Origin of the sequence: Nocardia sp. NPDC060259 (assembly GCF_042728775.1) — a bacterium.
Taxonomy (GTDB): Bacteria; Actinomycetota; Actinomycetes; order Mycobacteriales; family Mycobacteriaceae; genus Nocardia.
In genome coordinates, this window is record NZ_JBHXAY010000084.1 from 1 (window position 1) to 24,081 (window position 24,081).

Here is a 24,081-nt window from a genome sequence, read left to right on the forward strand (position 1 = left end):
TCGTGCGCACCGCCGGGTCGACCGGCCCCATCGCGAAGACACCGCGCTCGGTGCGGGTGAAGCCGATGTTTCACGTGAAACATCGGCGGCGGAGGCCACGGCGGACCGACGACTCCCCGGACGGGGCTCCGCCCTGGTGCGGGTACGCGCGGCAGCGGACGCACGGCGATGTACTCCTCGACCCGGTCGAACTGCGATTCCTCCTCGCCGAGGGTGTCGAGCAGCGAGGCATCGCTGTCGCGCCCGACCGAGGCGGCATCGATCGAGGTGGGCTGATACGCGTTGCCCGCGATCACCGCCTGGGTGACCTCGTCGGGGTCGACCTCGAGTTCGGCCGCGATCTCCTTCGCGGTCGGGGAGCGACCGAGCCGCTGCGACAGCTGATCGACCGCTGCGCCGATGCGTAGGTGGGTCTCCTTGACCCGCCGGGGGACTCGCATCGCCCAGGTGTTGTCGCGGAAATAGCGCCTGACCTCGCCCATGATCGTCGGCACCGCGAAGGACAGGAAGTTCGAGCCGCGGCTCAGATCGAACCGGTCCACCGCGTGCACCAGGCCGACGCGCGCCACCTGCGACAGATCGTCGAACGGTTCGCCGCGCCCGCTGAACTTCCTGGCGATGTGATCGGCCAGCGGAATGCACCGGTTGATCAGCGCGTCCCGCGCGACCGCGTGCGCGACACTGCCGGGTTCGGTCGCCGCGAGACGCTCGAACAGCGCGCTGACGTCGTCGTAGCCGGATACCGGCTCCTCGGTCTCGGCGTCCTCGTCGACGATCTCCTCGGCCGGGTTCTCCGCCGCGGCGCCGTTGTCGGCGGCCTGCGGTTCGGCTCGGGTTTCCTGGTCGGGCTTGTGGTCTTCGGTGGTGTCCTCGCCGTGCACTACGCCTTCCCCCGGACCCGGCGGAATCGGACCGTCGTCGGATAACCGGATACGACCGTGTCGAAGCCCTGCTGATCGGCGCTCACCTCGTCGCTGAGGGTGCGCAGCACGTGCCAGCCGAAGCTGCGCTGATCGGGCATGCCCTCGGCCGCGGCGACGCCGTCGACCCGCACCATCAGTTCGCTGTCACCGACGACGAATTCGCAGGTCAGCGTCGAACCAGGCGCCGCGATCGCGATGAGCGTCGAGCAGACCTCGTCCACGGCCAGGCGCACGTCGGCGACCTCGTCGAGGGTGAAATCACTGAGCAGGACCAGGGTTTCGGCCAGTCCGCGCAGGATCGGCAGCTGGGTCAACGAAGCTGCTACGCGAATCTCCACCGGGGCGCTGAACAGCCCTTGTTCCGCCGAAATATTGGTCACCCTATGGAGGCTACCCACATCCCGGCAGGGCAATCACCATTTGGTCGCTACACTTGCGCGCTGTGTCCACACCGACGTTCTCCCGCCCGGCCAAGCCGATGATCGCCCCGTCCATCCTGTCTGCGGACTTCGCGAACCTGGCTGCCGAGGCGGCCGCTGTCGAAGGCTGCGACTGGCTCCACGTCGACGTCATGGACGGCCACTTCGTGCCGAACCTCACACTCGGCCTGCCGGTCGTGCAGAGCCTGCTCAAGGCCACCGACATCCCGTTCGACTGCCACCTGATGATCGACGACCCCGGCCGCTGGGCGCCGGGCTACGCCGAAGCGGGCGCCTACAACGTCACCTTCCACGCCGAGGCGACCGACGATCCGATCGCGGTGGCTCGCGACATCCGCGCCGCGGGCGGCAAGGCCGGGCTGTCGGTGAAGCCGAATACGCCGATCGAGCCGTACCTCGAGATCCTGCGCGAATTCGACACCCTGCTGGTGATGAGCGTCGAGCCCGGTTTCGGCGGGCAGTCGTTCATTCCGGGCGTGCTGGAGAAGGCGCGGATCGTGCGCAACCTGGTCGACGCGGGTGAATTGCAGCTCGTCGTCGAAATCGACGGCGGCATCAACCTCGACACCATCGAGCAGGCCGCCGCGGCGGGCATCGATTGCTTCGTCGCAGGTTCGGCGGTCTACAACACCGCCGATCCCGGTGCGGCCGTGCAGACGCTGCGCAGCATCGCGACTGCCGTCTGGCAGCCGTAGGTCGCGCATTCGATCAGAGCGAGCGGAGTGTGCGGGTGCCCAGCGCCCGCGCCGCTTCGATCACCGCGTGCACCGGCGGCCGGGTGTCGGCCGCCACCGGCGCCTGCACCCAGGTGCGGTAGCCGGTGCGCTCGTCGTCGGGCGACGGCAGCACGATCTGGCTGCCGTGGCACGCGACCGTCGTGTAGAGCCGGAACAATTCGGCGGACGCGGTGGGGGTGATGCTGTCGGGGCGGCACGGGCCGGTGAGGAAGGTCCAGCGCCGTGCCCGCGGGTGGTCGACGACCGGACCCGCGATCGCGGCGCTGCGCAACCGGGCCTGCACCCGCTCGCCCAGATCGCCCGGCATGGTGACCGCGCCGTAGTGCGCGCCGATCAACAGCAGAATGCGCCGGGAATCGGGATCGATCGTCGCGGGCAGGTGCAGTTCCCGCCGATAACGGACACAGCGAATTTCCAGCGTGGAATCGACCAATGTGCTCACACGGCACCCCCACATGTATCGAACCTGTTGTGACCCACAGTATTGTCTGACTTCCTGGAGTGGTGGACTATCCCTGGGTCGAACTGCCTACGGCTGCCTTGCCGCGGCCCGAATGCGCCGCCGACCAGGCCGAGACGAATAGTTGAACAGCAGGAATCGGCGACATAACAATATTGCGTCAATGGCCTGCCCGGCGCAAGCATTCGAATCACCGTGTTTCTAGTTCGTAATTCAAGGGTAAGTACAGGTTAGAGCCGCCGGACGAATGGCTGTGACCGATTCTCCGAAAATTCGATTGAACAATTACCGCCGGAATGATTAACGGCGGGGTTTCATCATGTCGGCCTGCATTCACCGCCGGATCGATGCACCGCTGTCCGTTTCCCGGACGTGACCGTGCCCGAGGTCCGATTCGACCCCGACCCGGCAGGCCTCACCCCGCCCGCCACTAGGCTGTGCGGCGAGCGGGTGCCGCCGGGAATAGCGGCCACCCACCTGCTGTTGGGCCCAACGGGTACAGATGACGCGACAAGGGAGTCAGGCATGTTCACAGGGATCGTCGAAGAGCTGGGCGAGATCGTCGCCACCGAACAGCTGGCCGACGCCGCCCGGTTGACGATCCGCGGCAAGCTGGTGACTTCCGATGCCGGGCACGGCGATTCGATCGCCGTCAACGGTGTCTGCCTCACCGTCGTCGACGTGATCGACGGCGACAGCTTCACCGTCGACGTCATGGCGGAGACGCTGAACCGGTCGAGCATCGGCGCTCTGGTCGCCGGCTCCCGGGTCAACCTCGAGCGGGCCGCCGCGCTGAACAGCCGCCTCGGCGGCCATCTCGTGCAGGGTCACGTCGACGGAACCGGCACCGTGCTCTCGCGGACGCCGTCGGAGAACTGGGAGGTCGTCCGGATCTCGCTGCCCGACGCGATCGCGCGCTACGTGGTGGAGAAGGGCTCGATCACCGTCGACGGCGTCTCCCTCACCGTGTCGGGCCTCGGCATCGCCGACGAGCCCGCCGCCGACGGCAACCGCGACTGGTTCGAGGTCTCCCTGATTCCGACCACGCTCGCGCTGACCGTCCTCGGCACCGCGCCCGTCGGCACCACGGTGAATCTCGAGGTCGACGTGATCGCCAAGTACGTGGAGCGACTCGCCCAGCGAGGCTGACCTACCGCGGCCCCGGGCGGCACCGAAAGCGCCTGGAGCACGCCGTACTGTGTAGGAAGAATCGAGGCCGAGAGGCCGAGAAATCCGCGGCGCCAGCCGCCAAGAATACGGAGCAAGCAGACGTGACCAGGTTGGACAGCATCGAGCGCGCGGTCGCCGATATCGCGGCCGGCAAGGCTGTCGTCGTCGTCGACGACGAGGACCGGGAGAACGAGGGCGATCTCATCTTCGCGGCCGAGAAGGCCACTCCGGAGCTGGTCGCGTTCATGATCCGCTACACCTCCGGCTACATCTGCGTGCCGCTGACCGGCGACGACTGCGACCGCCTCGGCCTGCCGCCCGCCTACGCGATGAACCAGGACAAGCACGGCACCGCCTACACCGTCTCGGTCGACGCCCGCGAGGGCATCACGACCGGCATCTCGGGCGCCGACCGCGCGGTCACCATGCGGCTGCTGGCCAGTGCCGAGGCCAAGGCCGACGAGTTCACCCGGCCCGGTCACGTGGTGCCGCTGCGCGCCAAGGACGGCGGCGTGCTGCGCCGCCCCGGCCACACCGAGGCCGCGGTCGATCTGGCCAGGATGGCCGGTCTGCGCCCGGCGGGCGTGATCTGCGAGATCGTCAGCCAGAAGGACGACGGGCACATGGCCCGCACCGACGAGCTGCGGGTCTTCGCCGACGAGCACGATCTGGCGATGATCTCGATCGCCGACATGATCGCGTGGCGGCGCAAGCACGAGAAGCATGTCGTGCGGGTGGCCGAGGCGCGGATCCCGACGGCGCACGGTGACTTCAAGGCGGTCGGCTACCAGAGCATCTTCGACGAGGCCGAACACGTCGCGCTGGTGCGTGGCGACATCGGCGACGGCGAGGACGTGCTGGTGCGCGTGCACTCGGAGTGCCTGACCGGCGATGTCTTCGGTTCGCTGCGCTGCGACTGCGGTCCGCAGCTGGACGCTGCGCTGGAGATGGTCGACGCCGAGGGCCGCGGTGTCGTGCTCTACATGCGCGGGCACGAGGGCCGCGGCATCGGCCTGATGCACAAGCTGCAGGCCTACCAGCTGCAGGACACCGGCCGCGACACCGTCGACGCCAATCTCGATCTCGGCCTGCCCGCCGATGCCCGTGACTACGGCACCGGCGCGCAGATCCTGGTCGACCTGGGTATCCGGTCGATGCGCCTGCTCACCAACAACCCGGCCAAGCGCGTCGGTCTGGACGGCTACGGCCTGCGGATCACCGAGCGGGTGCCGATGCCGTTGCGCGCCAATGCCGAGAACCTGCACTACCTGCGCACCAAGCGGGATCGGATGGGCCACGACCTGATCGGCCTCGACGACCTGGATCTGGGCGAAACCGCGCAGTGACCACCACGCACACTCCCGAAAGGCAGCAACGATGAGCGGCACGGGCGTCCCGTCCTTCGCGCTGGCACAGGCCAAAGACGTCAAACTCGGCATCGTCGCCTCGCGGTGGCACACCGAGATCTGCGACACCCTCGTCGCCAACGCGCAGCGGGTCGCCGAGGAAGCCGGCGTCGAGCAGGTGACCGTGGTGCGCTGCGCCGGTGCGATGGAACTGCCGGTCGTCGCGCAGGAACTGGCCCGCACGCACGACGCCGTCGTCGCGCTCGGTGTCGTGATCCGGGGTGGCACACCGCATTTCGAGTACGTGTGTGACGCCGTGACCGCGGGCCTGACCCGGGTGTCGCTGGATGCGGCCACCCCGGTCACCAACGGTGTACTGACCACCAACGACGAGGAGCAGGCGCGCGACCGCGCCGGGCTGCCCGGTTCGTCCGAGGACAAGGGCGAGCAGGCCTGCGCCGCCGCCCTGGACGCCGCGCTCACCCTGCGCGCTCTGCGATCGGCGTGACCGTGCCGGTGGTGCGGACCTGGCGGCGCGGTGCGGGCGCACCCGAACCCGGGGCGACCTGGGAATTCGAGGTGCGGCCGCGGCGCGCGATCCGGACCGCGGTGGTGGTCGCGATCGTCATTCTCGTCTTCTTCACCGCCGGTGGTCTGCTGCTGCGCACCGGTTCGACCGGGGTGAACTTCCGGGTCGCCGACCAGATCGGGATGATCCTGATCGGCGTCCTCGGCGCGGCCGCGGTCCTGCTGCTCACCCGGCCCAGGGTCCGCGCGGGCGCCGCGGGGGTCTCGGTCCGCAATATCCTCGGTGATCACGAGTACCCGTGGTCCTACATCCGCGGCGCCGCGTTCCCCGACCGCAAGTCGTGGGCGCGCCTCGAGCTGGCCGACGACGATTACGTCCCGATGCTGGCTATCCGGTCGAACGACAAGGCCCATGCCGCCGACGCCATCGAGCGCCTGCGTGAGCTGGGCGCCAAGTATTCGTCCGCCCAGGACTGACCCGCTAGCGGGTGTCGCCGAGGACCGCTCCTTCGCGGCGGGGGTCGGCGCCGCCGATCCAGCCGTCCTTGCCGTCGCGTTGCAGTGCGCTCAGACCGCTGGTCTGTGGTGCCACCGAGACCTGGTGGCCCATGGCGCGCAGGCGCTGGACGAGGGGATCGTGGTCGCCGTTGTCGGTGGCATCGATGTCGGGGTGTTCGCCGCCGATGCCGGTCACCGGGGTGTTGCCCGCGCCGAAGGAGACGCCGGAGACGGCCTGTTGCGGGTCGACGCCCCAGTCCAGGACGTTCACGAGGGTCTTCACGACGAACTGGATGATCACCGCGCCGCCGGGCGAACCGGTCACCAGGGCGAGGTCGCCGCGGTTGCCCGCGTCGTCACGGTCGAACACCAGGGTGGGGGCCATCGAGCTGCGGGGGCGCTTGCCGGGCTGCAGGCGGTTGGCGACCGGGGTGCCGTCCGGGTCCAGCGGGTCGGACGCGAAGTCGGTGAGCTGATTGTTCAGCAGGAATCCGTCGACGAAGTGGAACGAGCCGAACGCCGCCTCGACGGTGGTGGTCATCGCGGCGGCATTGCCGTACTTGTCGACGACGGAGATGTGACTGGTGCCGTGTTCGGGCGGCTGGGGACCGTTGCCCAGCGGCACCGGACCGAGGTCGCCGGGCTTGGCGGTGCCCATGCTGCGCTGCGGGTCGATCAGCGTCGAACGCTGCTTCAGGTACTGCGGGTGCACCAGGGAGAGCACCGAATTGCCCGGCAGCGGAACGAAATCCGGATCCGCGACATACTTGTTGCGGTCGGCGTAGGCCAGGCGCTCCGCCTCGGAGATCAGGTGCACGGCCTGCGCGTCGGGACGCCCGCCGTTGGCATCGAGGTCCTGCGGGCGCAGGGCGGCCAGGTCGAAGTTGGCCAGGATGCCGAGCGTCGCGGCGACGGTGCTGCCGCCCGAGGACGGGGCCGGCATGCCGCACAGTTCGAACTTGCGGTAGCCGGTGCACAGTGCGGCGCGCTTCTTGACCTGGTAGTCGGCCAGATCGGAGGTGGTCAGCAGGCTGGGGGTGCGCCCGCCGGCGGTGCTGCCGGCCGCCTCGACGATGTCCTGGGCGATGGCTCCGGTGTAGAGGGCCTGCGCGCCGTCGGTGGCGACGGCCGACAGTGTCTTCGACAGGGCCGGGTTGGTGAGAACCGTGCCTGCCTTCTTGGGTGCGCCGTCCGCTTCGAGGAAATACCCACGCGCGCCCTCGTCGGCGGAGAGGTCCTTGGCCGACTCGGCGATCTGCCCGGCCAGCCGCGGACTGATCGCGAAACCGCTGTCGGCCAGGCTGATCGCCGGGTCGAACAGTTCCTTCCACGCGGTCATCCCGTGCTCGCGGTGCGCGAGCTCGAGCATCCGCAGCACGCCGGGCACCCCGATGGACCGGCCGCTGGCCCTGGTGTTCGGGGCGGGTTCGGTGCGGTCGGTGTCGCTGACCCAGCGCAGGTAGTTCTCGGTGGCCGCGGCGGGCGCGGTCTCGCGGCCGTCGTAGGCCTCGACAGTGCGCGACTTCGCGTCGTAGTGCAGCAGGAACGCACCGCCGCCGATGCCGGAAGCCTGCGGTTCGACGAGCCCGAGCATCGCCTGCGCGGTGACCAGCGCGTCGGCGGCAGTGCCGCCGGCCCGCAGCACCCGGCACGCGGCCTCGGTGGCCAGCGGGTTGGCGGTGGAGACGGCGTAGGTGCGGGTGCGCACCGCGGTCATGTCCGAGCGGTACCCCGACGCGATCTCCGGGTTGGTGCTGAGATTCTGCGTGGTCGGGGCGCCGGTGGCAGGCGCAGCCGAGACGGGAGTGCCGTTCGGCGTGCTCGTGCATTCGGCTGCCGCGGCGTCGTTCGACGAGCAGCCCGTCAGCAGACCCACCGTGAGCACTCCGGCCGCCGCGGCCCCGATCCACGTCTGTCGCCTTGGCGTCATCATGGCAGCGTAACTCCGCACGGCCCACTCCTGCCGCCTTTTTCCGGCGCAGCGCCCGCGGTCGACGGGTTGCCGCGCCGTCGACGCGCCGGTGACGACGGCACGAATCTTCGGTTGCCGGACCATTTTTCCGCCCGGCGCCCCGTGCGGGGCTCGCTACCCTGGCGAGATGGATATCGACGCGGTGCTGTTCGACTTCTCCGGCACGGTCTTCCGCTTGGAAGACGATCGGACCTGGGCCGACGAGCTGATCGACGACGACGGCGCACCGTTCGACGTCGCGGCGAAAGCCGAAGTGCTGCGGCGGATGACGGCGCCGGTCGAGCAGTTCATGACCTTCGACGCGGCAGGTCAGCACGCCTGGGACAACCGTGATCTCGACCCGGCCCTGCATCGGCACGCCTATCTCGAAGTGCTGTGTGGCTCCGGGGTCCCCGACACCAAGGCCGCCGGCCTCTACGAGCGGCTCATCGACCCGCTGGCGTGGACGCCGTATCCCGATACCGGCACCGTCCTGGAATCCCTGGCCGCCCAGGGCATTCCGATCGGCATCGTCAGCAATATCGCCTTCGACATCCGCCCCGCCTTCGCGGTACGCGGCTGGGCGGACCTGATCGGTTCGATGACCCTGTCCTACGAGGTCGGCGCCATCAAGCCGGACGTCCAGATCTTCCGCGACGCCACCGACCGCCTCGGGGTCGACCCAGGGCGGGTCCTGATGATCGGCGACAGCACCGAAGCCGACGGCGGCGCGACCACCCTCGGCGCCCGCTTCGCCCTCGTCGCCGCGGTCCCGACCACCCAGCGTCCCCGCGCGCTCATCGACGCGCTCGCCGAGCACGGCATCCGCACGGCCGGGTGATCCGAACGGCCGAGCAGGTCAGCGCTCGCGGGTGAACCAGGCCTTGGCCGACGGCCGCAGGAGCAGCGCGGCCACCGCACCGTTGGCGACGATGCCGACAGCGCCCGGCGGCAGCCCGGTGAGGATCCCGGTGCACGACACCAGACCAGCCAGCGCGGCGACGCCGACCGCGGCCTTCCGGATCAGGTCACCGCCGCGACCGAACAGCAGCACCAGCGGGATGAGCGCGAAAGTCGGCAGGTAACCCGCGATCAGCGCACCGAGCGAACCTCCGGTGCCCAGCGCGACGGTGATGGCGATCAGCACGACGCCGACGGCGGCCGCGACCGCGGCGATGAGCCGCGCACCGCGCACGGTGCCCGGCATGACCCCCGGCGGGGTGGCCTCGTCGAACAGGTCATCGTGGAGTGGGGCAGCGGGCGCGTTGGTCATCGGAAATCCTTTCCGGCACGGAAGCCGGCCACCCACGCTACACAGGCGAGCCGGCGGGCCTGCCGTCGCGCGGTCGTCCGAGTGCTGATCAGCACGGCCGGTGGAACCCATGGTGCGCGCGCGTCATCTCGGTGGGAGCCGAAGTCCGGAGCGCGACCGGCGTGTCGGACGTGCTCGCTAGGCTGGATGGGTGGCAGATCCCGCGACGTACCGGCCGGCGCCGGGCACTATTCCCGTCGAACCCGGTGTGTACAAATTCCGGGATGTGCACGGGCGGGTCGTCTATGTCGGCAAGGCCAAGAGCCTGCGCAGCCGGTTGAACTCCTACTTCGCCGATGTGTACTCGCTGCATCCGCGGACCAGGCAGATGGTGACCACGGCGGCGAGTGTCGAGTGGACGGTGGTGTCCACCGAGGTGGAGGCGCTGCAGCTCGAATACAACTGGATCAAGGAATTCGACCCGCGGTTCAACGTCCGCTACCGCGACGACAAGACCTATCCGGTGCTGGCGGTGACGCTGAACGAGGAGTACCCGCGCCTGTTCGTCTACCGTGGCGCCCGCAAGAAGGGCGTGCGCTACTTCGGCCCCTACGCCCACGCCTGGGCGATCCGCGAGACACTCGACCTGCTGCTGCGCGTGTTTCCCGCGCGCACCTGCTCCAACGGAGTCTTCAAGCGGCACAGCCAGATCGGGCGTCCCTGCCTGCTCGGCTACATCGACAAATGCTCGGCGCCGTGCGTCGGCCGGGTCACCGCCGACGAGCACCGCCAGATCGTCGACGACTTCTGCGACTTCCTCTCCGGCAGGACCGACAAGATGGTGCGCGCGCTGGAACGGCGCATGCACGAGGCTGCCGACGACCTCGACTTCGAGACCGCCGCCCGCCTGCGTGACGACGTGCAGGCCTTGCGCCGCGCGCTGGAGAAGCAGGCGGTGGTGCTCGGCTCCGGCACCGACGCCGACGTGATCGCCTTCGCCACCGACGAACTCGAAGCCGCCGTCCAGATCTTCCACGTCCGCGACGGCCGCGTGCGCGGCCAGCGCGGCTGGGTGGTCGACAAGTCCGGCGACGCGCTCGACGTCGCCGAATCCGGCACCGAACTCGCGGCGCTGGTCGAACAGTTCCTCACCCAGTTCTACGGCGAACAGGCCGCGATGGCCGAGCAGAACGCCGACCGTGATGTCGTCGTCGTTCCGCGCGAGGTGCTGGTCCCCGAGCTGCCCGGCGACGCCGAGGAGATCCAGGACTGGCTGACCAGGCTGCGCGGTTCGGCGGTCTCGCTGCGCGTGCCGCAGCGCGGCGACAAGAAGGCGCTCGCCGAGACGGTGCAGCGCAACGCGGGTGAAGCCCTGGCCCAGCACAAACTCAAGCGCGCGGGCGACCTGACCTCCAGATCGCAAGCGCTGCAAGACATCCAGGACTTCCTCGACCTGGACAGCGCACCGCTGCGGATCGAGTGCGTCGACATCAGCCACGTCCAGGGCACCGATGTCGTCGCCTCGCTGGTGGTCTTCGAGGACGGCCTTGCCCGCAAATCCGACTACCGCCACTACGCGATCAAGGAGGCCGCGGGCGATGGCCGCTCCGACGACGTCGGCAGCATCGCCGAGGTGACGCGGCGCCGCTTCGCCAGACTGGCCCGCGACCGCCAGCAGGTCGTCGACGTCGAGATCGACGACACCGACGAGCCGACCTCGCGCCCCGGCGTCGACCCGACCACCGGCAAGCCGCGCCGCTTCGCCTACCCGCCCAACCTCTACGTCGTCGACGGCGGCGCGCCCCAGGTCGCCGCGGCCGCCGAGGTGCTCGACGAACTCGGCATCACCGATGTCGCGGTGATCGGCCTCGCCAAGCGGCTCGAAGAGGTCTGGGTGCCCGGCGAACCCGACCCGGTGATCATGCCGCGCAACAGCGAAGCGCTCTACCTGCTGCAACGCGTGCGCGACGAGGCACACCGCTTCGCGATCACCTTCCACCGCAGCAAGCGCTCGCGCCGGATGACGGCGTCCGCGCTGGACTCGGTGCGTGGACTCGGCGAGGCGAGGCGAACCGCGCTGGTCACCCACTTCGGCTCGGTCGCCCGTATCAAGGACGCGACTGTCGAAGAGATCACATCGGTGCCGGGTATCGGCGTCTCCACGGCGAAAGCGGTGTTGGAAGCACTGAACAGCCCGTAGCCGGGGACGGGCGCGGATCACAGGACGCAAGATTGCGAGTGCCGTACGTTGTGTGTCTGCGCCCGATACCCGAACCGGTGCGGGATGATCGAAAGGCACCCAGAAACGGATCCGGTAGGACATGACACGCGTCGAATCGAACAACAATGCGGGGGCGGTACCCGGAAAGACCGGGTCGGTCACCGACAAAAAGCAACCAGTAGAAGTGGTCATCGTGACCGGCTTGTCCGGCGCGGGCCGCGGTACAGCCGCGCGCGTATTGGAGGATCTCGGCTGGTACGTCACCGACAATCTGCCGCCCGAACTGATCGGGCGGATGATCGAGCTCGGCGCCGCCGCCGAACCACCGATCCGGCGTCTGGCGCTGGTCATGGACGTGCGCAGCCGGTTCTTCACCGGTGACCTCTCCGGCGTCACCGAGCAGCTGCGCTCGGCGGGCATCCGGACACGCGTGCTGTTCCTCGAAGCCTCCGACGACGTCCTGATCCGGCGGTTCGGCTTCGCACGGCGCAGGCACCCGTTGCAGAGCGACAGCCCCGACGGCACCCTGTCGGCGGGCCTGACCGCCGAGCGGGTCCGGCTCGCCGCGGTGAAGGCGGCGGCCGATGTCGTCATCGACACCACCGAGCTGTCGATCCACCAGCTGCACCGCAAGCTGGAGGAGGTCTACGGTGCTGGCGCGCCCGCCGCGCTGCAACTGACCGTGCAGTCGTTCGGATTCAAGTACGGTGTTCCACTCGACGCCGACATGGTGTTGGATGTCCGATTTCTGCCCAATCCGCACTGGATTCCCGAGCTGCGGGAACACACGGGCCAGGAATCGGTGGTCAGCGACTACGTGTTGTCGAGGCCGGGTGCGCAGGACTACCTGCAAACCTGCCACCATCTCGTCGACCTGACCACGACCGGATACCGCCAAGAGGGGAAGCGATACATGACGGTGGCAGTGGGGTGCACCGGCGGCAAGCATCGCAGTGTCGCGATCGCCGAGGCGCTCGGCGAGCGCATCGGCGCCGATACCGGGCACGCGGCGGTGGACGTCGTCCGCGTCGTGCACCGGGATCTGGGGCGCGAATGAGTGGATGGGAAGCCGACCCGGCCGTTGTCGCGCTGGGCGGCGGACACGGGCTCTACGCGACCCTGACGGCGGTACGCAGGCTGACCAGGCGCATCACCGCGGTCGTCACCGTCGCCGACGACGGTGGGTCGTCGGGCAGGCTGCGCGGCGAACTGGGCATGCTGCCGCCAGGTGACCTGCGGATGGCGCTGGCCGCGCTCGCCGAGGACGCCGACGGCGTCTGGGCGACGACGGTGCAGCACCGTTTCGGCGGAACGGGCGCGCTGGCCGGTCACTCGGTCGGCAATTTGATCCTGGCCGGGCTCACCGATGTCCTCGGCGACCCGGTGGCCGCGCTCGACGAGGTGGGCAGGCTGCTGCGGATCACCGGCCGGGTGCTGCCGATGTCGCCGATCCCGCTCGACATCGAGGCCGAAGTCTCGGGCCTGGAAGCGGATCCACGGATCGGGCGGTGCGTGCGCGGTCAGGTTGCGGTGGCGACCACGCCGGGTAAGGTCCGGCGGGTGCGGCTGATTCCGTCCGATCCGCCTGCCAGCCCCGAGGCGACCTCGGCCATCGAACACGCGGATGTCGTTGTGCTCGGCCCTGGTTCATGGTTCACCAGCGTCATTCCGCATGTCCTCGTGCCGCAACTGCACGAATCGCTGGTGCACACCAGGGCGCGCAAGGTGCTCGTGCTGAACCTGGCCGCCGAGCCGGGGGAGACAGCCGGCTTTTCGGCCGAACGTCATCTGCATGTATTGTCCCAGCACGCACCGGATTTCGCGGTCGACGACGTGCTCGTCGACTCGGCGTCGGTGCCCGAGGGGCGGCAACGGGAACATGTGGCAAGAGCCGCCGAACAGTTGCGCGCACGGGTAACGTTCAGCGATGTCGCCGAGCCGGGAACGGATCGGCATCATCCCGGAAAACTAGCCGCCGCACTGGATCAGCTGATCCGGCAGCCGCGGTCGCAACTGGCAGGGCTTCGAGTCGAGGGACGGCACACGGGATCGGATGTGCGTTCCGGGTCGGTGGGAAAGGAGCGCGTCTCGTGGCGATGACAGCCGAGGTGAAGGACGAGCTGAGCAGGCTCGTTGTATCGCAGGTCAGCTCACGCAAGGCGGAATTGTCGGCCTTGCTGCGGTTCGCCGGTGGTCTGCACATTGTCGGGGGCCGGGTGATCGTCGAGGCCGAGGTGGACATGGGGTCCATCGCGCGGCGGTTGCGCCGGGAGATCTTCGAGCTCTACGGGTACGGCTCCGACGTGCACGTGCTCGGCGCGGGCGGGTTGCGCAAGACGTCCCGCTACGTCGTGCGGGTGTCGAAGGAAGGCGAGGCGCTGGCGCGCCAGACCGGTTTGCTCGACGTGCGCGGGCGTCCCGTCCGCGGGCTGCCCGCCCAGGTGGTCGGCGGCAGTATCGGTGACGCCGAAGCGGCATGGCGCGGTGCGTTTCTCGCGCACGGTTCGCTCACCGAGCCGGGGCGTTCCTCGGCGCTCGAGGTGAGCTGCCCCGGCCCGGAGGCGGCATTGGCGCTGGTCGGCGCCGCCCGGCGGCTCGGCATCACCGCCAAGGCGCGCGAGGTCCGCGGCACCGATCGGGTGGTGGTGCGTGACGGCGAGGCGATCGGCGCGCTGCTCACCAGGATGGGCGCGCAGGACACCAGGCTCACCTGGGAGGAACGCCGGATGCGCCGCGAGGTGCGGGCCACCGCCAACCGGCTCGCCAACTTCGACGACGCCAACCTGCGCCGGTCGGCACGGGCGGCCGTCGCCGCGGCGGCGCGGGTGGAGCGGGCGCTGGAGATCCTCGCCGACGACGTGCCGGATCATCTGGCCGCCGCGGGCAAGCTGCGTGTCCAGCACCGGCAGGCCTCGCTCGAGGAGCTCGGTCAGCTGGCCGAACCGCCGATGACGAAAGACGCTGTCGCCGGACGGATCCGGCGCCTGCTGTCGATGGCGGACCGGCGGGCCAAGGACCTCGGCATCCCCGACACCGAATCGGCGGTGACGGCGGAACTCCTCGACGACGCGTAGTGCGGTCGCCGCTCGCTGTGGCGAATCCGACGTTTAGGGCAGAGCGGTCATGCGTGACCGCTCTGCCCTTTATTCTGGGATTCCTGCAGGCCGGGGGCAGGGACCTCACAAATCACAGGTGGCTGTCGTGAAGTCGACAGACGGCTACTAGTGTGGTGACGGTCGGAATGAATCCGCTTGAAAGCTGAGGAGCGATAACGTGACTGTCCGGGTAGGTATCAACGGCTTCGGTCGTATCGGACGAAACTTCTTCCGTGCGGTGGAGGCGCTGAAGGCTGTCGGCAAGACCGATATCGAGATCGTCGCGGTCAACGACCTCACCGACATCAGCACCCTCGCCACCCTGCTGAAGTACGACTCGATCCTGGGTCGGCTGCCGCAGGACGTCTCCGTCGACGGTGACACCATCGTGGTCGGCGAGCAGCGCATCAAGGCGCTCGCGATCAAGGAGGGCCCCTCGGCGCTGCCGTGGGCCGACCTCGGCGTCGACGTGGTCGTCGAGTCGACCGGCATCTTCACCGCCGCCGAGAAGGCCAAGGGTCACCTGTCCGCCGGCGCCAAGAAGGTCATCATCTCCGCGCCTGCCACCGGCGACGACATCACCATCGTGATGGGCGTCAACGACGACAAGTACGACGGCAGCCAAAACATCATCTCCAACGCTTCGTGCACCACCAACTGCCTCGGCCCGATCGCGAAGGTCCTGCACGACTCGTTCGGCATCGAGCAGGGTCTGATGACCACCATCCACGCCTACACCCAGGACCAGAACCTGCAGGACGCGCCGCACAAGGACCTGCGTCGCGCCCGCGCCGCTGCCCTGAACATCGTGCCGACCGGCACCGGCGCCGCCAAGGCCATCGGCCTGGTGCTGCCCGAGCTGCAGGGCAAGCTGGACGGCTACGCGCTGCGCGTTCCGGTCCCGACGGGCTCGGTCACCGACCTGACCGCGACCCTGACCAAGGCCGCCACCATCGACGAGATCAACGCCGCGATGAAGGCCGCCGCCGAGGGTCCGATGAAGGGCATCCTGAAGTACAACGAGGACCCGATCGTGTCGAGCGACATCGTCACCGACCCGCACTCCTCGATCTACGACGCGCCGCTGACCAAGGTCATCGGCAACGAGGTCAAGGTCGTGTCCTGGTACGACAACGAGTGGGGCTACTCCAACCGCCTGGCCAACCTGGTCGATCTCGTCGGCAAGTCGCTCTGAACCCGATGACAGTCCAGACACTGCAAGATCTGCTGGCCGAGGGTGTCGAGGGCCGGGGCGTGCTCGTGCGCTCCGACCTCAACGTCCCGCTCGACGACAACGGTCAGATCACCGACCCCGGCCGCATCATCGCCTCGGTGCCGACCATCCAGGCGCTGGTCGAGGCCGGTGCCAAGGTGGTCGTGATGGCCCACCTCGGTCGCCCCAAGGGCGAGCCCGACGCCAAGTTCTCGCTGGCCCCGGTGGCGGCGAAACTGGCCGAGCTGCTCGGCCGCAACGTCCAGCTCGCCGGTGACGTGGTCGGCTACGACGCGCTCTCGCGCTCGGAAGGCCTCACCGACGGCGACGTGCTGCTGCTCGAGAACGTGCGTTTCGACGCGCGCGAGACCAGCAAGGACGACGCGGAGCGCGCCAAGCTGGCCGCCGCCTACGTCGAGCTGGTCGGCGACGACGGTGCGTTCGTCTCCGACGGTTTCGGTGTGGTGCACCGCAAGCAGGCGTCGGTCTACGACGTCGCCCAGGTGCTCCCGCACTACGCGGGCACGCTGGTGGCGGCCGAGGTCGAGGTGCTGCGCAAGCTCACCGAAGACCCGGCCCGCCCGTACGCGGTGGTGCTCGGCGGCTCCAAGGTCTCCGACAAGCTCGCGGTCATCGAGGCGCTGGCCCCCAAGGTCGACACCCTGGTCATCGGCGGCGGCATGTGCTTCACCTTCCTTGCCGCACAGGGCCTTTCGGTGGGCACCTCGCTGCTGCAGGCCGAGATGATCGACACCTGCAAGTCGCTGCTCGAGCGCTTCGGCGACGTGCTGCACCTGCCGGTCGACATCGTGGCGGCCGACAAGTTCGCGCCCGACGCGGACTCGAAGACCGTCGCGTCGACCGAGATCCCCGAGGGCTGGATGGGCCTGGACATCGGCCCCGAGTCGGTGTCGCGGTTCGCCGCGCTGCTGACCGAGGCGCAGACGGTGTTCTGGAACGGCCCGATGGGCGTGTTCGAGTTCGAGCAGTTCGCCGCGGGCACCCGTGGCGTCGCCGAGGCCATCGTGACCGCCACCGGCAAGGGTGCGTTCACGGTCGTCGGCGGCGGTGACTCGGCGGCTGCCGTGCGCACCCTCGGCCTGCCCGACGACGGCTTCTCGCACATCTCCACCGGTGGCGGCGCGTCCCTGGAATACCTGGAAGGCAAAGAGCTGCCCGGTATTTCGGTGCTGGAGGGCTGAGCGATGGCAGCACGTAAGCCGCTCATCGCGGGCAACTGGAAGATGAACCTCAACCACCTCGAGGCCATCGCGCTGGTGCAGAAGGTGGCCTTCGCGCTGCCGGAGAAGTACTTCGCGAAGGTCGACGTGTCGGTGATTCCGCCGTTCACCGATCTGCGCAGCGTGCAGTCGGTGGTCGAGGGCGACAAGCTCCTGCTCACCTACGGTGCGCAGGACGTGTCGGTGCACGACGCGGGCGCCTACACCGGTGAGATCAGCGGGTCGATGCTGGCCAAGCTGGGCTGCACCTTCGTGGTGGTCGGGCACTCGGAGCGTCGTCAGTACCACAACGAGGACGACGCGACCGTGCTGGCCAAGACCAAGCAGGCGCTGAAGAACGAGATAACCCCGATCGTCTGCATCGGCGAGGGTCTCGGCGTCCGCGAGGCGGGCACACACGTCGAGTACAACCTCGAGCAGCTGCGCGGTTCGCTGAAAGGCCTGACGGCCGAGCAGATCTCGCAGATCGTCATCGCCTACGAGCCGGTCTGGGCGATCGGCACCGGCAAGGTCGCCTCGGCGGCCGACGCGCAGGAAGTGTGCGGCGCGATCCGGGCCGAGCTGGCCGAGCTGGCCTCCCCGGAGGTCGCCGCGGGTGTCCGCGTGCTCTACGGCGGGTCGGTCAACGCCAAGAACGTCGGCGAGCTGGTCGGCCAGACCGACATCGACGGCGCCCTGGTCGGCGGTGCCTCGCTCAAGGCGGACGAGTTCGCGACCCTGTCGGCGATCGCCGCGGGCGGACCCCTGCCCTGATCGGGTAGCTCTGTAGCGAAGGGCCGGGAACCGGAAACGGTTTCCGGCCCTTCGTCGTTCGTCGCTACTGCGCGTGCAGGATCAGGCCGGTGCCGTTGCCGTTGCGCAGGGTGAGGCTGTCGCCGTCGATGGTGGCCGTCGTGCGGCCGTCGAGGGCGCGCAGCACGGTGTTCTCGATCTCCATGACATCCGGTGCGCACATCATCTTGGTGGTGGCGACGGCGAAGTTCACCGCGTCGCCGGGGCCGACGCCCGCGGTGCCTGTCATCCGGTTGCAGCCCGCCATCCCGTTGACGGTGCCGCCGGCGCCGATCGTCAGGTTGGGGCTCACCTCGTCGAGGGTGGTGGAGCGGACCTGGCCCTGCTCGGTGATCAGGGTGGTGACGACCCAGGTGGTGCCGGTCAGCGGCTTGTCCGGGGTGACGATCTTCTTGTCGGTGAGGTGGATGGTGGCGGTCGTGCCGGTGAGGGTCAGCTTGTCGCCGTCCAGACGCCAGGTGGGATCGGACTCCAGGAAGGAGTTCTGCCAGGCGTCGGACATGCCGACCTCGTCGGTGCATGCCATCAGGGTGCTCGCCAGCGGCGACGTGCTCAGGACATGGTTGCTCAGGTCGACGGTGCCGCTGCTGGTGTTGCAGCCGGAGTTCGCCGAGATGCGTCCGTCGGCGAACGTGAGCGTCATCGGACCGCCGCCGGGGATCGGGTCGCCCTCGACCTCGGTGGAGATGTAGGTGTGTCCCATCGGGGTCGCGGTGTCGTTCGGCGCCTTCGGCGATTCGGAGGAGGAGCAGGCCGTGGCCGCGGCGGTGGCGAGCACACAGAGCGCGGCGAGACGGATCAGGGTTGCCGACATGTAGCCCATCGTACGTGGCGGAGGGGTGAATTCGGCTCGAGCTGCGGCGAATCCGTCTCGCGACCGCACCGGACCTGCCGCCGTTGCGCACACGGGCGCGCACGGTCGCCGGGGATATGCTCGGCGGGTGAACAGTGTGGCGGCGGAACCGGTGTCGACGTGGGCGCCGTTGCGATCGCCGGTGTTCCGGGCACTGTGGATCGCGCAGCTGGTGTCGAATCTGGGCACGTGGATGCAGACGGTCGGTGCGCAGTGGATCCTGGTCGACCAGCCGAACGCGGCGGCGCTGGTGTCCTTCGTGCAGACCGCGCTCGCGTTGCCGGTGATGTTGCTGTCCATCCCGTCCGGGGTGCTCGCCGACCTGGTCGACCGGCGCAGGCTGCTGATCGGCGCGCAATCGGGAATGGCGCTGGCCTCGCTCACCCTCACCGTGTTCACCGCCACCGGGCACACCACGCCCGCGGTGCTGCTGACTCTGCTGTTCCTGCTCGGCTGCGGGCAGGCGCTCACCGCACCCGCGTGGCAGGCGATCCAACCGGAACTGGTGCCGCGCGACCAGATCACCTCCGCGGCGGCACTGGGCAGCATGAGCGTCAATATCGGCCGCGCCGTCGGGCCGGCGGTGGCCGGTGTGATCGTGTCGATCGCCGGGCCGACGGTGGTGTTCGGGTTCAACACGCTCTCGTTCGTCGGCATCGTCGCGGTGCTGCTGGTGTCGCGGTGGCCGATCCGGGTGCGCACCCTGCCCAGCGAGCGCCCGCTCGCGGCACTGCAGGCAGGCACCCGGTTCATCCGCGCCGCGCCCGCGATCCGGCGGGTGCTGTTCCGCGCGATCCTGTTCATCGCGCCCGCCAGTGCGGTGTGGTCGCTGCTGCCGGTCATCGCGCACGACCGGCTCGGGCTGGCCTCCGACGGCTACGGTCTGCTGCTCGGCGCGCTCGGCCTCGGCGCGGTGTGCGGCGCGCTCGGCCTGTCCCGGCTGCGGGTGCTGTTCACCCCGACCCAGCGGCTGGCGCTGGCCGCGGTGCTGTTCGGGCTCGGCGCGGTGGCGACGGCGCTGGTGCCGAGCGTCCCGATCGTGCTGGTGCTGCTGGTCGGGTCAGGCCTGGCGTGGCTGCTCGCCATGGCGACGCTGAACTCGACCATGCAGTTGCTGCTGCCCGCCTGGGTGCGGGCACGTGGTCTGTCGGTGTACATGCTGGTGTTCATGGGCGGGCAGGCCATCGGCTCGCTGCTGTGGGGTCTGGTCGCCGGCGCGTACAGCGCCGTGGCGGCGCTGCTGATCGCGGCGGGTTTGCTGGCCTGCTGCGCGGTGAGCACGCTGTGGTGGCCGATCCGGCACAACGTCGAGGACATCGACCTGTCACCGGCCGCGTTCTGGCCCGAACCGCAGCTCGTCGTCGAACCCGACCCCGAGGACGGGCCGGTCCTGGTGATGCGCGGCTACGACGTACCGCCCGAGGATGTCGCCGGATTCACCGCGGCGATGGCCATGGTCGGCCGGTCCAGACAGCGCACCGGCGCGATGGAATGGCGGCTCTACCGCGACGTCGGCATCGTCGACCGATTCGTCGAGGCCTTCGTCGTCCGCTCCTGGGCCGAGCACATGCACCAGCATCAGGTCCGGCTCACCGCCCGCGACCAGGAGATCGAACAGACCGTCGCGCAGTGGTCGGCCGGCGCCGAAACCGTCGCCCACCTGGTCGCGGTCGAGCCTGGTTAGACCAGCCGGGCGTGGACCCCATAGGATGGGCGCCATGTCGCTGTTCCTCGATATCCTCCTTGTGATCACCAGCGTCCTGTTGGTGCTGCTGGTGCTGCTGCACCGCGCCAAGGGTGGCGGCTTGTCCAGCCTGTTCGGTGGCGGCGTGCAGTCGAGCCTGTCCGGCTCCACCGTCGTCGAGAAGAACCTCGACCGCATCACCATCTTCGTCGGCATCGTCTGGCTGATCGCGATCCTCGGCATCGGCCTGGAGATCAAGTTCGCCTGAGTCGCTGTGCCGCCGCTTCGATAGCCGACTCGCTCAGCAGGACGGTGTCGGCGGCGGGGCCGAGGGGGACGAAGCTGTCCTCGCTCGTGACGCGGGCGAGGGTCCCGGGGAAACCCGCGTCGACGAGCGCCGCGTAGACCGACTCGGACACGCCGCCGCTGCGCCGGGTTTCGTCGGCGACGAGCACGTGGCCGGTGGCCTCGGCGTGACGGAGCAGGTCGGCGACCGGGAGCGGGTTCAGCCAGCGTAGGTCGAGCACCCTGGCGTGGATGCCCTGGGCGGCGAGGCGGTCCGCGGTGCGCAGGCACATCGGCACCCCGTTGCCGAAGGTGACGAGGGTGAGATCGGTGCCGTCGCCGTAGACCCGGGCACTGCCGATCGGGACATGCTCGAAAGTCGGTGCGGCGAGCCAGGATTCGTCGCCGGGGTGCAGATCCCTGGTGTGGTACAGCGCGATCGGCTCCACGAACAGGCAGACGCGCCCGTCGACCCGGGCGGCGGAGACGCAGGTGCGTAGCATCGCCGCGGCGTCGTCGGCGCGAGCGGGCACCGCCACGACTACGCCGGGGATATCGCGCAGGGCGGCCAGGGAATCGTCGTTGTGGAAGTGGCCGCCGAAGCCTTTCTGGTACGCGAGCCCGGCGATGCGCACCACCATCGGATTGCGGTACCGGCCGTTGGAGAAGAACGACAGGGTCGCCGCTTCACCACGGATCTGGTCGGCGGCATTGTGGACGTAGGCCAGGTACTGGATCTCCGGGATCGGCACGAATCCGGCCAGCCCGGTTCCCAGGGCGGTCCCGAGGACGGCTTGCTCGTCGAGCAGCGTGTCGAACACCCGCCGCGCCCCGAATCGCTTCCGCAGGCCCTTGGTGACGCCGTAGACGCCGCCCTTGCGAGCCACGTCCTCGCCGAAGACCAGCACGTCGTCGTCGCGTGCGAGCAGTTCGCCGAGCGTGTGGTTGATCGACTGGGCGAGTGTCATCGGCGGCAGTGCGGGGACGGCCGAATCGCCAGGCGACCCGGTGTCCTCCGGGCCGCTGGGGCCGAGCCCGAGGACATCGGCTGCGCGGTTGCCGACGCTCCGGGCGACGTCGCTGCGGATCGCGTCGGGAGTGGACGGGGCGAGGTGAGCCGTCACCGCCGCCGCGGAGTCGAGCCGGGCCTCTCCGAGCACTTCGTCGGCCGTGTCGCGGACGCGAGCGCCGATGCGCTCGTAGCGGTCGAGCAGGTCGGCGGCGTCGGCGAAGCCCGCATCGAGCAGAAAGCGGGCGGTGCCGAGCAAGGGATCACGAGCCAGGTCGGCGGCGAGTTCGGCAGGCCCGCGGTAGGCCGCCTCGACGTCGGACCCCGCGTGCCCGCCGAGGCGAACGGTGCGCAGATGCACGAAGACCGGCACCCGCCACGTCCGGGCGAGGTCCACCGCGTCTTCGGCGACGCCGAGGGCATCCGGGAGATCGCAGCCGTCGGCAGCGAGGTAGGTGAGCCCGGGCCGCGGGCCGTAGGACCGTTCGATCCAGTCCGGTGGCGTCGGCACACTGATGCCGATCCCGTTGTCCTCGCAGACGAACACGAGCGGCATCGGCACACCCTGATGCGCGGCGTGCACCGCCGCGTTGATCGCCCCCGCCGCGGTGGAGTGATTGGCTGAAGCGTCACCGAAGCTGCACACCACGACCGCATCGGCGGGCCATGGACACGGAATGCCTTGCCGTGCGGCCCGATCCAGTGCGAATGCCAGCCCCACCGCGCGCGGCAGCTGGGACGCGATCGTCGAGGTCTGCGGGATGATCGAGGCCTGTTTGCTCCCGAACACCTTGTGCCTGCCACCGGAGATCGGGTCGGCGGCCGCCGCGACGACCCCGAGCAGCACGTCCCGGATGGGGTCGGCCCCCGGAATCTGCCTGCACCGCTGGACAAAGAACGCGCCCGATCGATAGTGCAGCAGTGCCGGATCGTCGATCCGCAGCGAGGCCGCCACCGCCGCATTGCCCTCGTGTCCCGAGGACCCGATGCTGTAGAACCCCTGCCGGGCGGCGCCGAGCCGCCGCGCCGCCAGATCGAGATGCCTGCTGGTGACTTGGGATTCGAACAGCTCCAGCCCCCGCGCGGCATCGATCGCGCCGACGGCATCGCACCGGTCGGCCGCGGTGAGACCGGCCAGCGCGGTCCGAAACGCCGCGTCCAGGTCGAGCGAGCTCCTCGCCACTTCGCCCATCGCACCCACTCCTCGCCCGCAGTCGAGTCGACGTCCGATCCCGTCGGCATGCCAGGAATCCGATGCTAGGCGCTCGCGCCCTGTGACCCGCGCCGGATCGCACATTTCCGAAAGCGCACAGCCGGTCGCGCCTGCCACGGTAGTGCTACCCCCGCTCAGCGGCCGGTGAACAGCACGACGAGACGTCTGGAGGATCCATCATGCGAGGCACAGTTCCCCTGCGAATGCGCATACTCGCCGCACTGAAGCCCGAACCCGACTGGGATGCGATCACCCCGGCCGAGGTCATCGAGCTCCGCGCCGCGCAGGCGCGCACCCTGAGGTCCGCGCTCGGCGCCTTCGTCCTCGGCAAACCCGACCCCGGTGCGCGGATCACGACGCACTCCCTCGAACTCCCCGGCCGTACCCTCGATGTGCGGATCTACCAGCCGACGAGTGGCGGCACCGGGCTGCCGTTGATCGTCGCCTTCCACGGTGGCGGCCTCATCGGCGGTGTTCCGGCCCAGGACGATTGGCTGCTCAGCCATCTGGCCGCGCATACCCCGGCGGTGGTCGCCTCCGTGGATTACCGCCTGGCGCCGGAACATCCGGTACCCGAACCCGTCCAGGACGCCTACGACGCGGTGCCTCGCCTCGTCGAGCAGGCCACGCGATGGGGCGCCGATCCGGGCCGCCTCGCCCTGCTCGGCGCCAGCGCGGGCGCCACGCTCGCGGCCCTCACCGCGATCAGGGCCGTGGAGCTCGGTCTGCCGGTGCGCGGCCAAGTCCTGATCAATCCGCAGCTCGACTGGACCGACGCCGTGTTCCGGTATCCCTCGTTCACCGAGAACGCCGATGCCCCGACCGCGTCGCCCGCCAATTGCCGTGCGGTACAACGGATCGTGCTACCCCCGTCGTTCGATGCCAGGACGATCTCGCCGCTGTACGCCGACGATCTCACCGGCGTCGCCCCCGCCCTCATCGTGTCGGCCGGTCTCGACACCCTCGAGGACCAGTCGCCCGCCTACGCCGACCGGCTGCGCGCAGCAGGCATCGAGGTGACACTGACTCGCTATGCCGAAGCGACCCACGCCTTCCTGAGCATGCCCCGGCTCGTCCCTGCGGCCCAACCGGCCCGCGAGGAAATCCTCGCCCACCTGCGCAGCCGCCTGCTGGAGCGCACGAGTACGCCACGCTGACCCGGGCGTGCCC

The 24,081-nt window shown here is 69.5% G+C and carries 23 protein-coding genes; 16 read left to right on the forward strand and 7 right to left on the reverse strand.

Going from position 1 to position 24,081, the window contains the following annotated elements; genetic code table 11:
* Positions 1-881 (reverse strand): sigma-70 family RNA polymerase sigma factor (locus tag ACFWF2_RS25125; protein WP_379309904.1); only part of this gene is annotated, 881 nt, incomplete at its 3' end.
* Complete coding sequence (locus ACFWF2_RS25130) at positions 881-1,303, reverse strand: ATP-binding protein (RefSeq protein WP_379309906.1); 423 nt, start codon at positions 1,301-1,303, stop codon at positions 881-883. The genes ACFWF2_RS25130 and ACFWF2_RS25125, both read right to left, overlap by 1 nt.
* Before the next feature lie 98 nt (positions 1,304-1,401).
* On the opposite strand from ACFWF2_RS25130, the gene rpe reads away from it, so the two are divergent.
* Positions 1,402-2,058, forward strand: a complete 657-nt coding sequence (rpe, locus tag ACFWF2_RS25135; RefSeq protein WP_379033572.1) for a ribulose-phosphate 3-epimerase — start codon at positions 1,402-1,404, stop codon at positions 2,056-2,058.
* 13 nt (positions 2,059-2,071) lie between these two features.
* On the opposite strand, the gene ACFWF2_RS25140 is transcribed toward rpe, so the two are convergent.
* On the reverse strand, positions 2,072-2,542 hold the full coding sequence (locus tag ACFWF2_RS25140; RefSeq protein WP_379309907.1) for a hypothetical protein: 471 nt from the start codon (positions 2,540-2,542) through the stop codon (positions 2,072-2,074).
* A 543-nt stretch (positions 2,543-3,085) separates the two neighbouring features.
* On the opposite strand from ACFWF2_RS25140, the gene ACFWF2_RS25145 reads away from it, so the two are divergent.
* The 4 genes from ACFWF2_RS25145 to ACFWF2_RS25160 all read left to right on the forward strand — a co-directional run bounded on the left by ACFWF2_RS25145 (position 3,086) and on the right by ACFWF2_RS25160 (position 6,081).
* Positions 3,086-3,709: a riboflavin synthase gene (locus tag ACFWF2_RS25145; RefSeq protein ID WP_189023588.1), complete on the forward strand. Its 624-nt coding sequence runs from the start codon at positions 3,086-3,088 to the stop codon at positions 3,707-3,709.
* A gap of 122 nt (positions 3,710-3,831) precedes the next feature.
* Entirely contained in the window at positions 3,832-5,076 is a 1,245-nt protein-coding gene (locus ACFWF2_RS25150; protein ID WP_379032565.1) for a bifunctional 3,4-dihydroxy-2-butanone-4-phosphate synthase/GTP cyclohydrolase II, read from the forward strand.
* Between the two features lie 31 nt (positions 5,077-5,107).
* Positions 5,108-5,584, forward strand: a complete 477-nt coding sequence (gene ribH, locus ACFWF2_RS25155) for a 6,7-dimethyl-8-ribityllumazine synthase (RefSeq protein WP_189023584.1) — start codon at positions 5,108-5,110, stop codon at positions 5,582-5,584.
* Positions 5,581-6,081: a PH domain-containing protein gene (locus ACFWF2_RS25160; protein WP_379309909.1), complete on the forward strand. Its 501-nt coding sequence runs from the start codon at positions 5,581-5,583 to the stop codon at positions 6,079-6,081. The genes ribH and ACFWF2_RS25160 overlap by 4 nt, the downstream gene beginning before the upstream one ends.
* 4 nt (positions 6,082-6,085) lie before the next feature.
* Here ACFWF2_RS25160 and ACFWF2_RS25165 read toward each other — a convergent pair whose 3' ends face one another.
* On the reverse strand, positions 6,086-8,035 hold the full coding sequence (locus ACFWF2_RS25165; RefSeq protein ID WP_379309930.1) for a gamma-glutamyltransferase family protein: 1,950 nt from the start codon (positions 8,033-8,035) through the stop codon (positions 6,086-6,088).
* A gap of 166 nt (positions 8,036-8,201) precedes the next feature.
* On the opposite strand from ACFWF2_RS25165, the gene ACFWF2_RS25170 reads away from it, so the two are divergent.
* Positions 8,202-8,894: an HAD family hydrolase gene (locus tag ACFWF2_RS25170; protein WP_379309910.1), complete on the forward strand. Its 693-nt coding sequence runs from the start codon at positions 8,202-8,204 to the stop codon at positions 8,892-8,894.
* Between the two features lie 18 nt (positions 8,895-8,912).
* Here ACFWF2_RS25170 and ACFWF2_RS25175 read toward each other — a convergent pair whose 3' ends face one another.
* Entirely contained in the window at positions 8,913-9,326 is a 414-nt protein-coding gene (locus ACFWF2_RS25175; protein ID WP_379309911.1) for a hypothetical protein, read from the reverse strand.
* 190 nt (positions 9,327-9,516) lie between these two features.
* Between ACFWF2_RS25175 and uvrC the strand changes: the two genes are divergently transcribed.
* The 7 genes from uvrC (at position 9,517) to tpiA (ending at position 17,828) form a co-directional block, all read left to right on the forward strand.
* Entirely contained in the window at positions 9,517-11,505 is a 1,989-nt protein-coding gene (gene uvrC / locus ACFWF2_RS25180; RefSeq protein WP_379309912.1) for an excinuclease ABC subunit UvrC, read from the forward strand.
* Between the two features lie 121 nt (positions 11,506-11,626).
* Positions 11,627-12,583 (forward strand): RNase adapter RapZ, encoded by a 957-nt coding sequence (rapZ, locus tag ACFWF2_RS25185; RefSeq protein ID WP_379309913.1) that lies wholly within the window; start codon positions 11,627-11,629, stop codon positions 12,581-12,583.
* Entirely contained in the window at positions 12,580-13,626 is a 1,047-nt protein-coding gene (yvcK, locus tag ACFWF2_RS25190) for a uridine diphosphate-N-acetylglucosamine-binding protein YvcK (RefSeq protein ID WP_379309914.1), read from the forward strand. The genes rapZ and yvcK overlap by 4 nt, the downstream gene beginning before the upstream one ends.
* Positions 13,617-14,600, forward strand: a complete 984-nt coding sequence (whiA, locus tag ACFWF2_RS25195; protein WP_067493655.1) for a DNA-binding protein WhiA — start codon at positions 13,617-13,619, stop codon at positions 14,598-14,600. The genes yvcK and whiA overlap by 10 nt, the downstream gene beginning before the upstream one ends.
* A 199-nt stretch (positions 14,601-14,799) precedes the next feature.
* Entirely contained in the window at positions 14,800-15,816 is a 1,017-nt protein-coding gene (gene gap / locus ACFWF2_RS25200; RefSeq protein ID WP_379309915.1) for a type I glyceraldehyde-3-phosphate dehydrogenase, read from the forward strand.
* 5 nt (positions 15,817-15,821) lie between these two features.
* Positions 15,822-17,036: a phosphoglycerate kinase gene (locus ACFWF2_RS25205; RefSeq protein ID WP_379309916.1), complete on the forward strand. Its 1,215-nt coding sequence runs from the start codon at positions 15,822-15,824 to the stop codon at positions 17,034-17,036.
* A gap of 3 nt (positions 17,037-17,039) precedes the next feature.
* Positions 17,040-17,828, forward strand: coding sequence for a triose-phosphate isomerase (gene tpiA / locus ACFWF2_RS25210; RefSeq protein ID WP_379309917.1), 789 nt, complete (start codon positions 17,040-17,042; stop codon positions 17,826-17,828).
* Between the two features lie 64 nt (positions 17,829-17,892).
* Here the strand turns inward: tpiA and ACFWF2_RS25215 are convergent, their stop codons facing one another.
* Positions 17,893-18,681, reverse strand: a complete 789-nt coding sequence (locus tag ACFWF2_RS25215) for an META domain-containing protein (RefSeq protein WP_379309919.1) — start codon at positions 18,679-18,681, stop codon at positions 17,893-17,895.
* Positions 18,682-18,817: 136 nt separating this feature from the next.
* Between ACFWF2_RS25215 and ACFWF2_RS25220 the strand changes: the two genes are divergently transcribed.
* Together ACFWF2_RS25220 and secG are read left to right on the forward strand one after the other, a co-directional pair.
* The gene (locus ACFWF2_RS25220; protein ID WP_379309931.1) at positions 18,818-20,404 is read left to right on the forward strand and encodes an MFS transporter; all 1,587 of its coding nucleotides are present in this window, start codon (positions 18,818-18,820) and stop codon (positions 20,402-20,404) included.
* Positions 20,405-20,438: 34 nt separating this feature from the next.
* A complete protein-coding gene (secG, locus tag ACFWF2_RS25225; RefSeq protein WP_189023559.1) occupies positions 20,439-20,672 on the forward strand; it encodes a preprotein translocase subunit SecG in 234 nt (77 codons plus the stop codon).
* On the opposite strand, the gene ACFWF2_RS25230 is transcribed toward secG, so the two are convergent.
* Positions 20,659-22,890: a dehydrogenase E1 component subunit alpha/beta gene (locus ACFWF2_RS25230; RefSeq protein ID WP_379309920.1), complete on the reverse strand. Its 2,232-nt coding sequence runs from the start codon at positions 22,888-22,890 to the stop codon at positions 20,659-20,661. The genes secG and ACFWF2_RS25230 overlap by 14 nt on opposite strands.
* A gap of 200 nt (positions 22,891-23,090) precedes the next feature.
* Here ACFWF2_RS25230 and ACFWF2_RS25235 point away from each other — a divergent pair, with 200 nt between their 5' ends.
* Positions 23,091-24,068 (forward strand): alpha/beta hydrolase fold domain-containing protein, encoded by a 978-nt coding sequence (locus ACFWF2_RS25235; protein WP_379309921.1) that lies wholly within the window; start codon positions 23,091-23,093, stop codon positions 24,066-24,068.
* Positions 24,069-24,081: the final 13 nt, after the last annotated feature.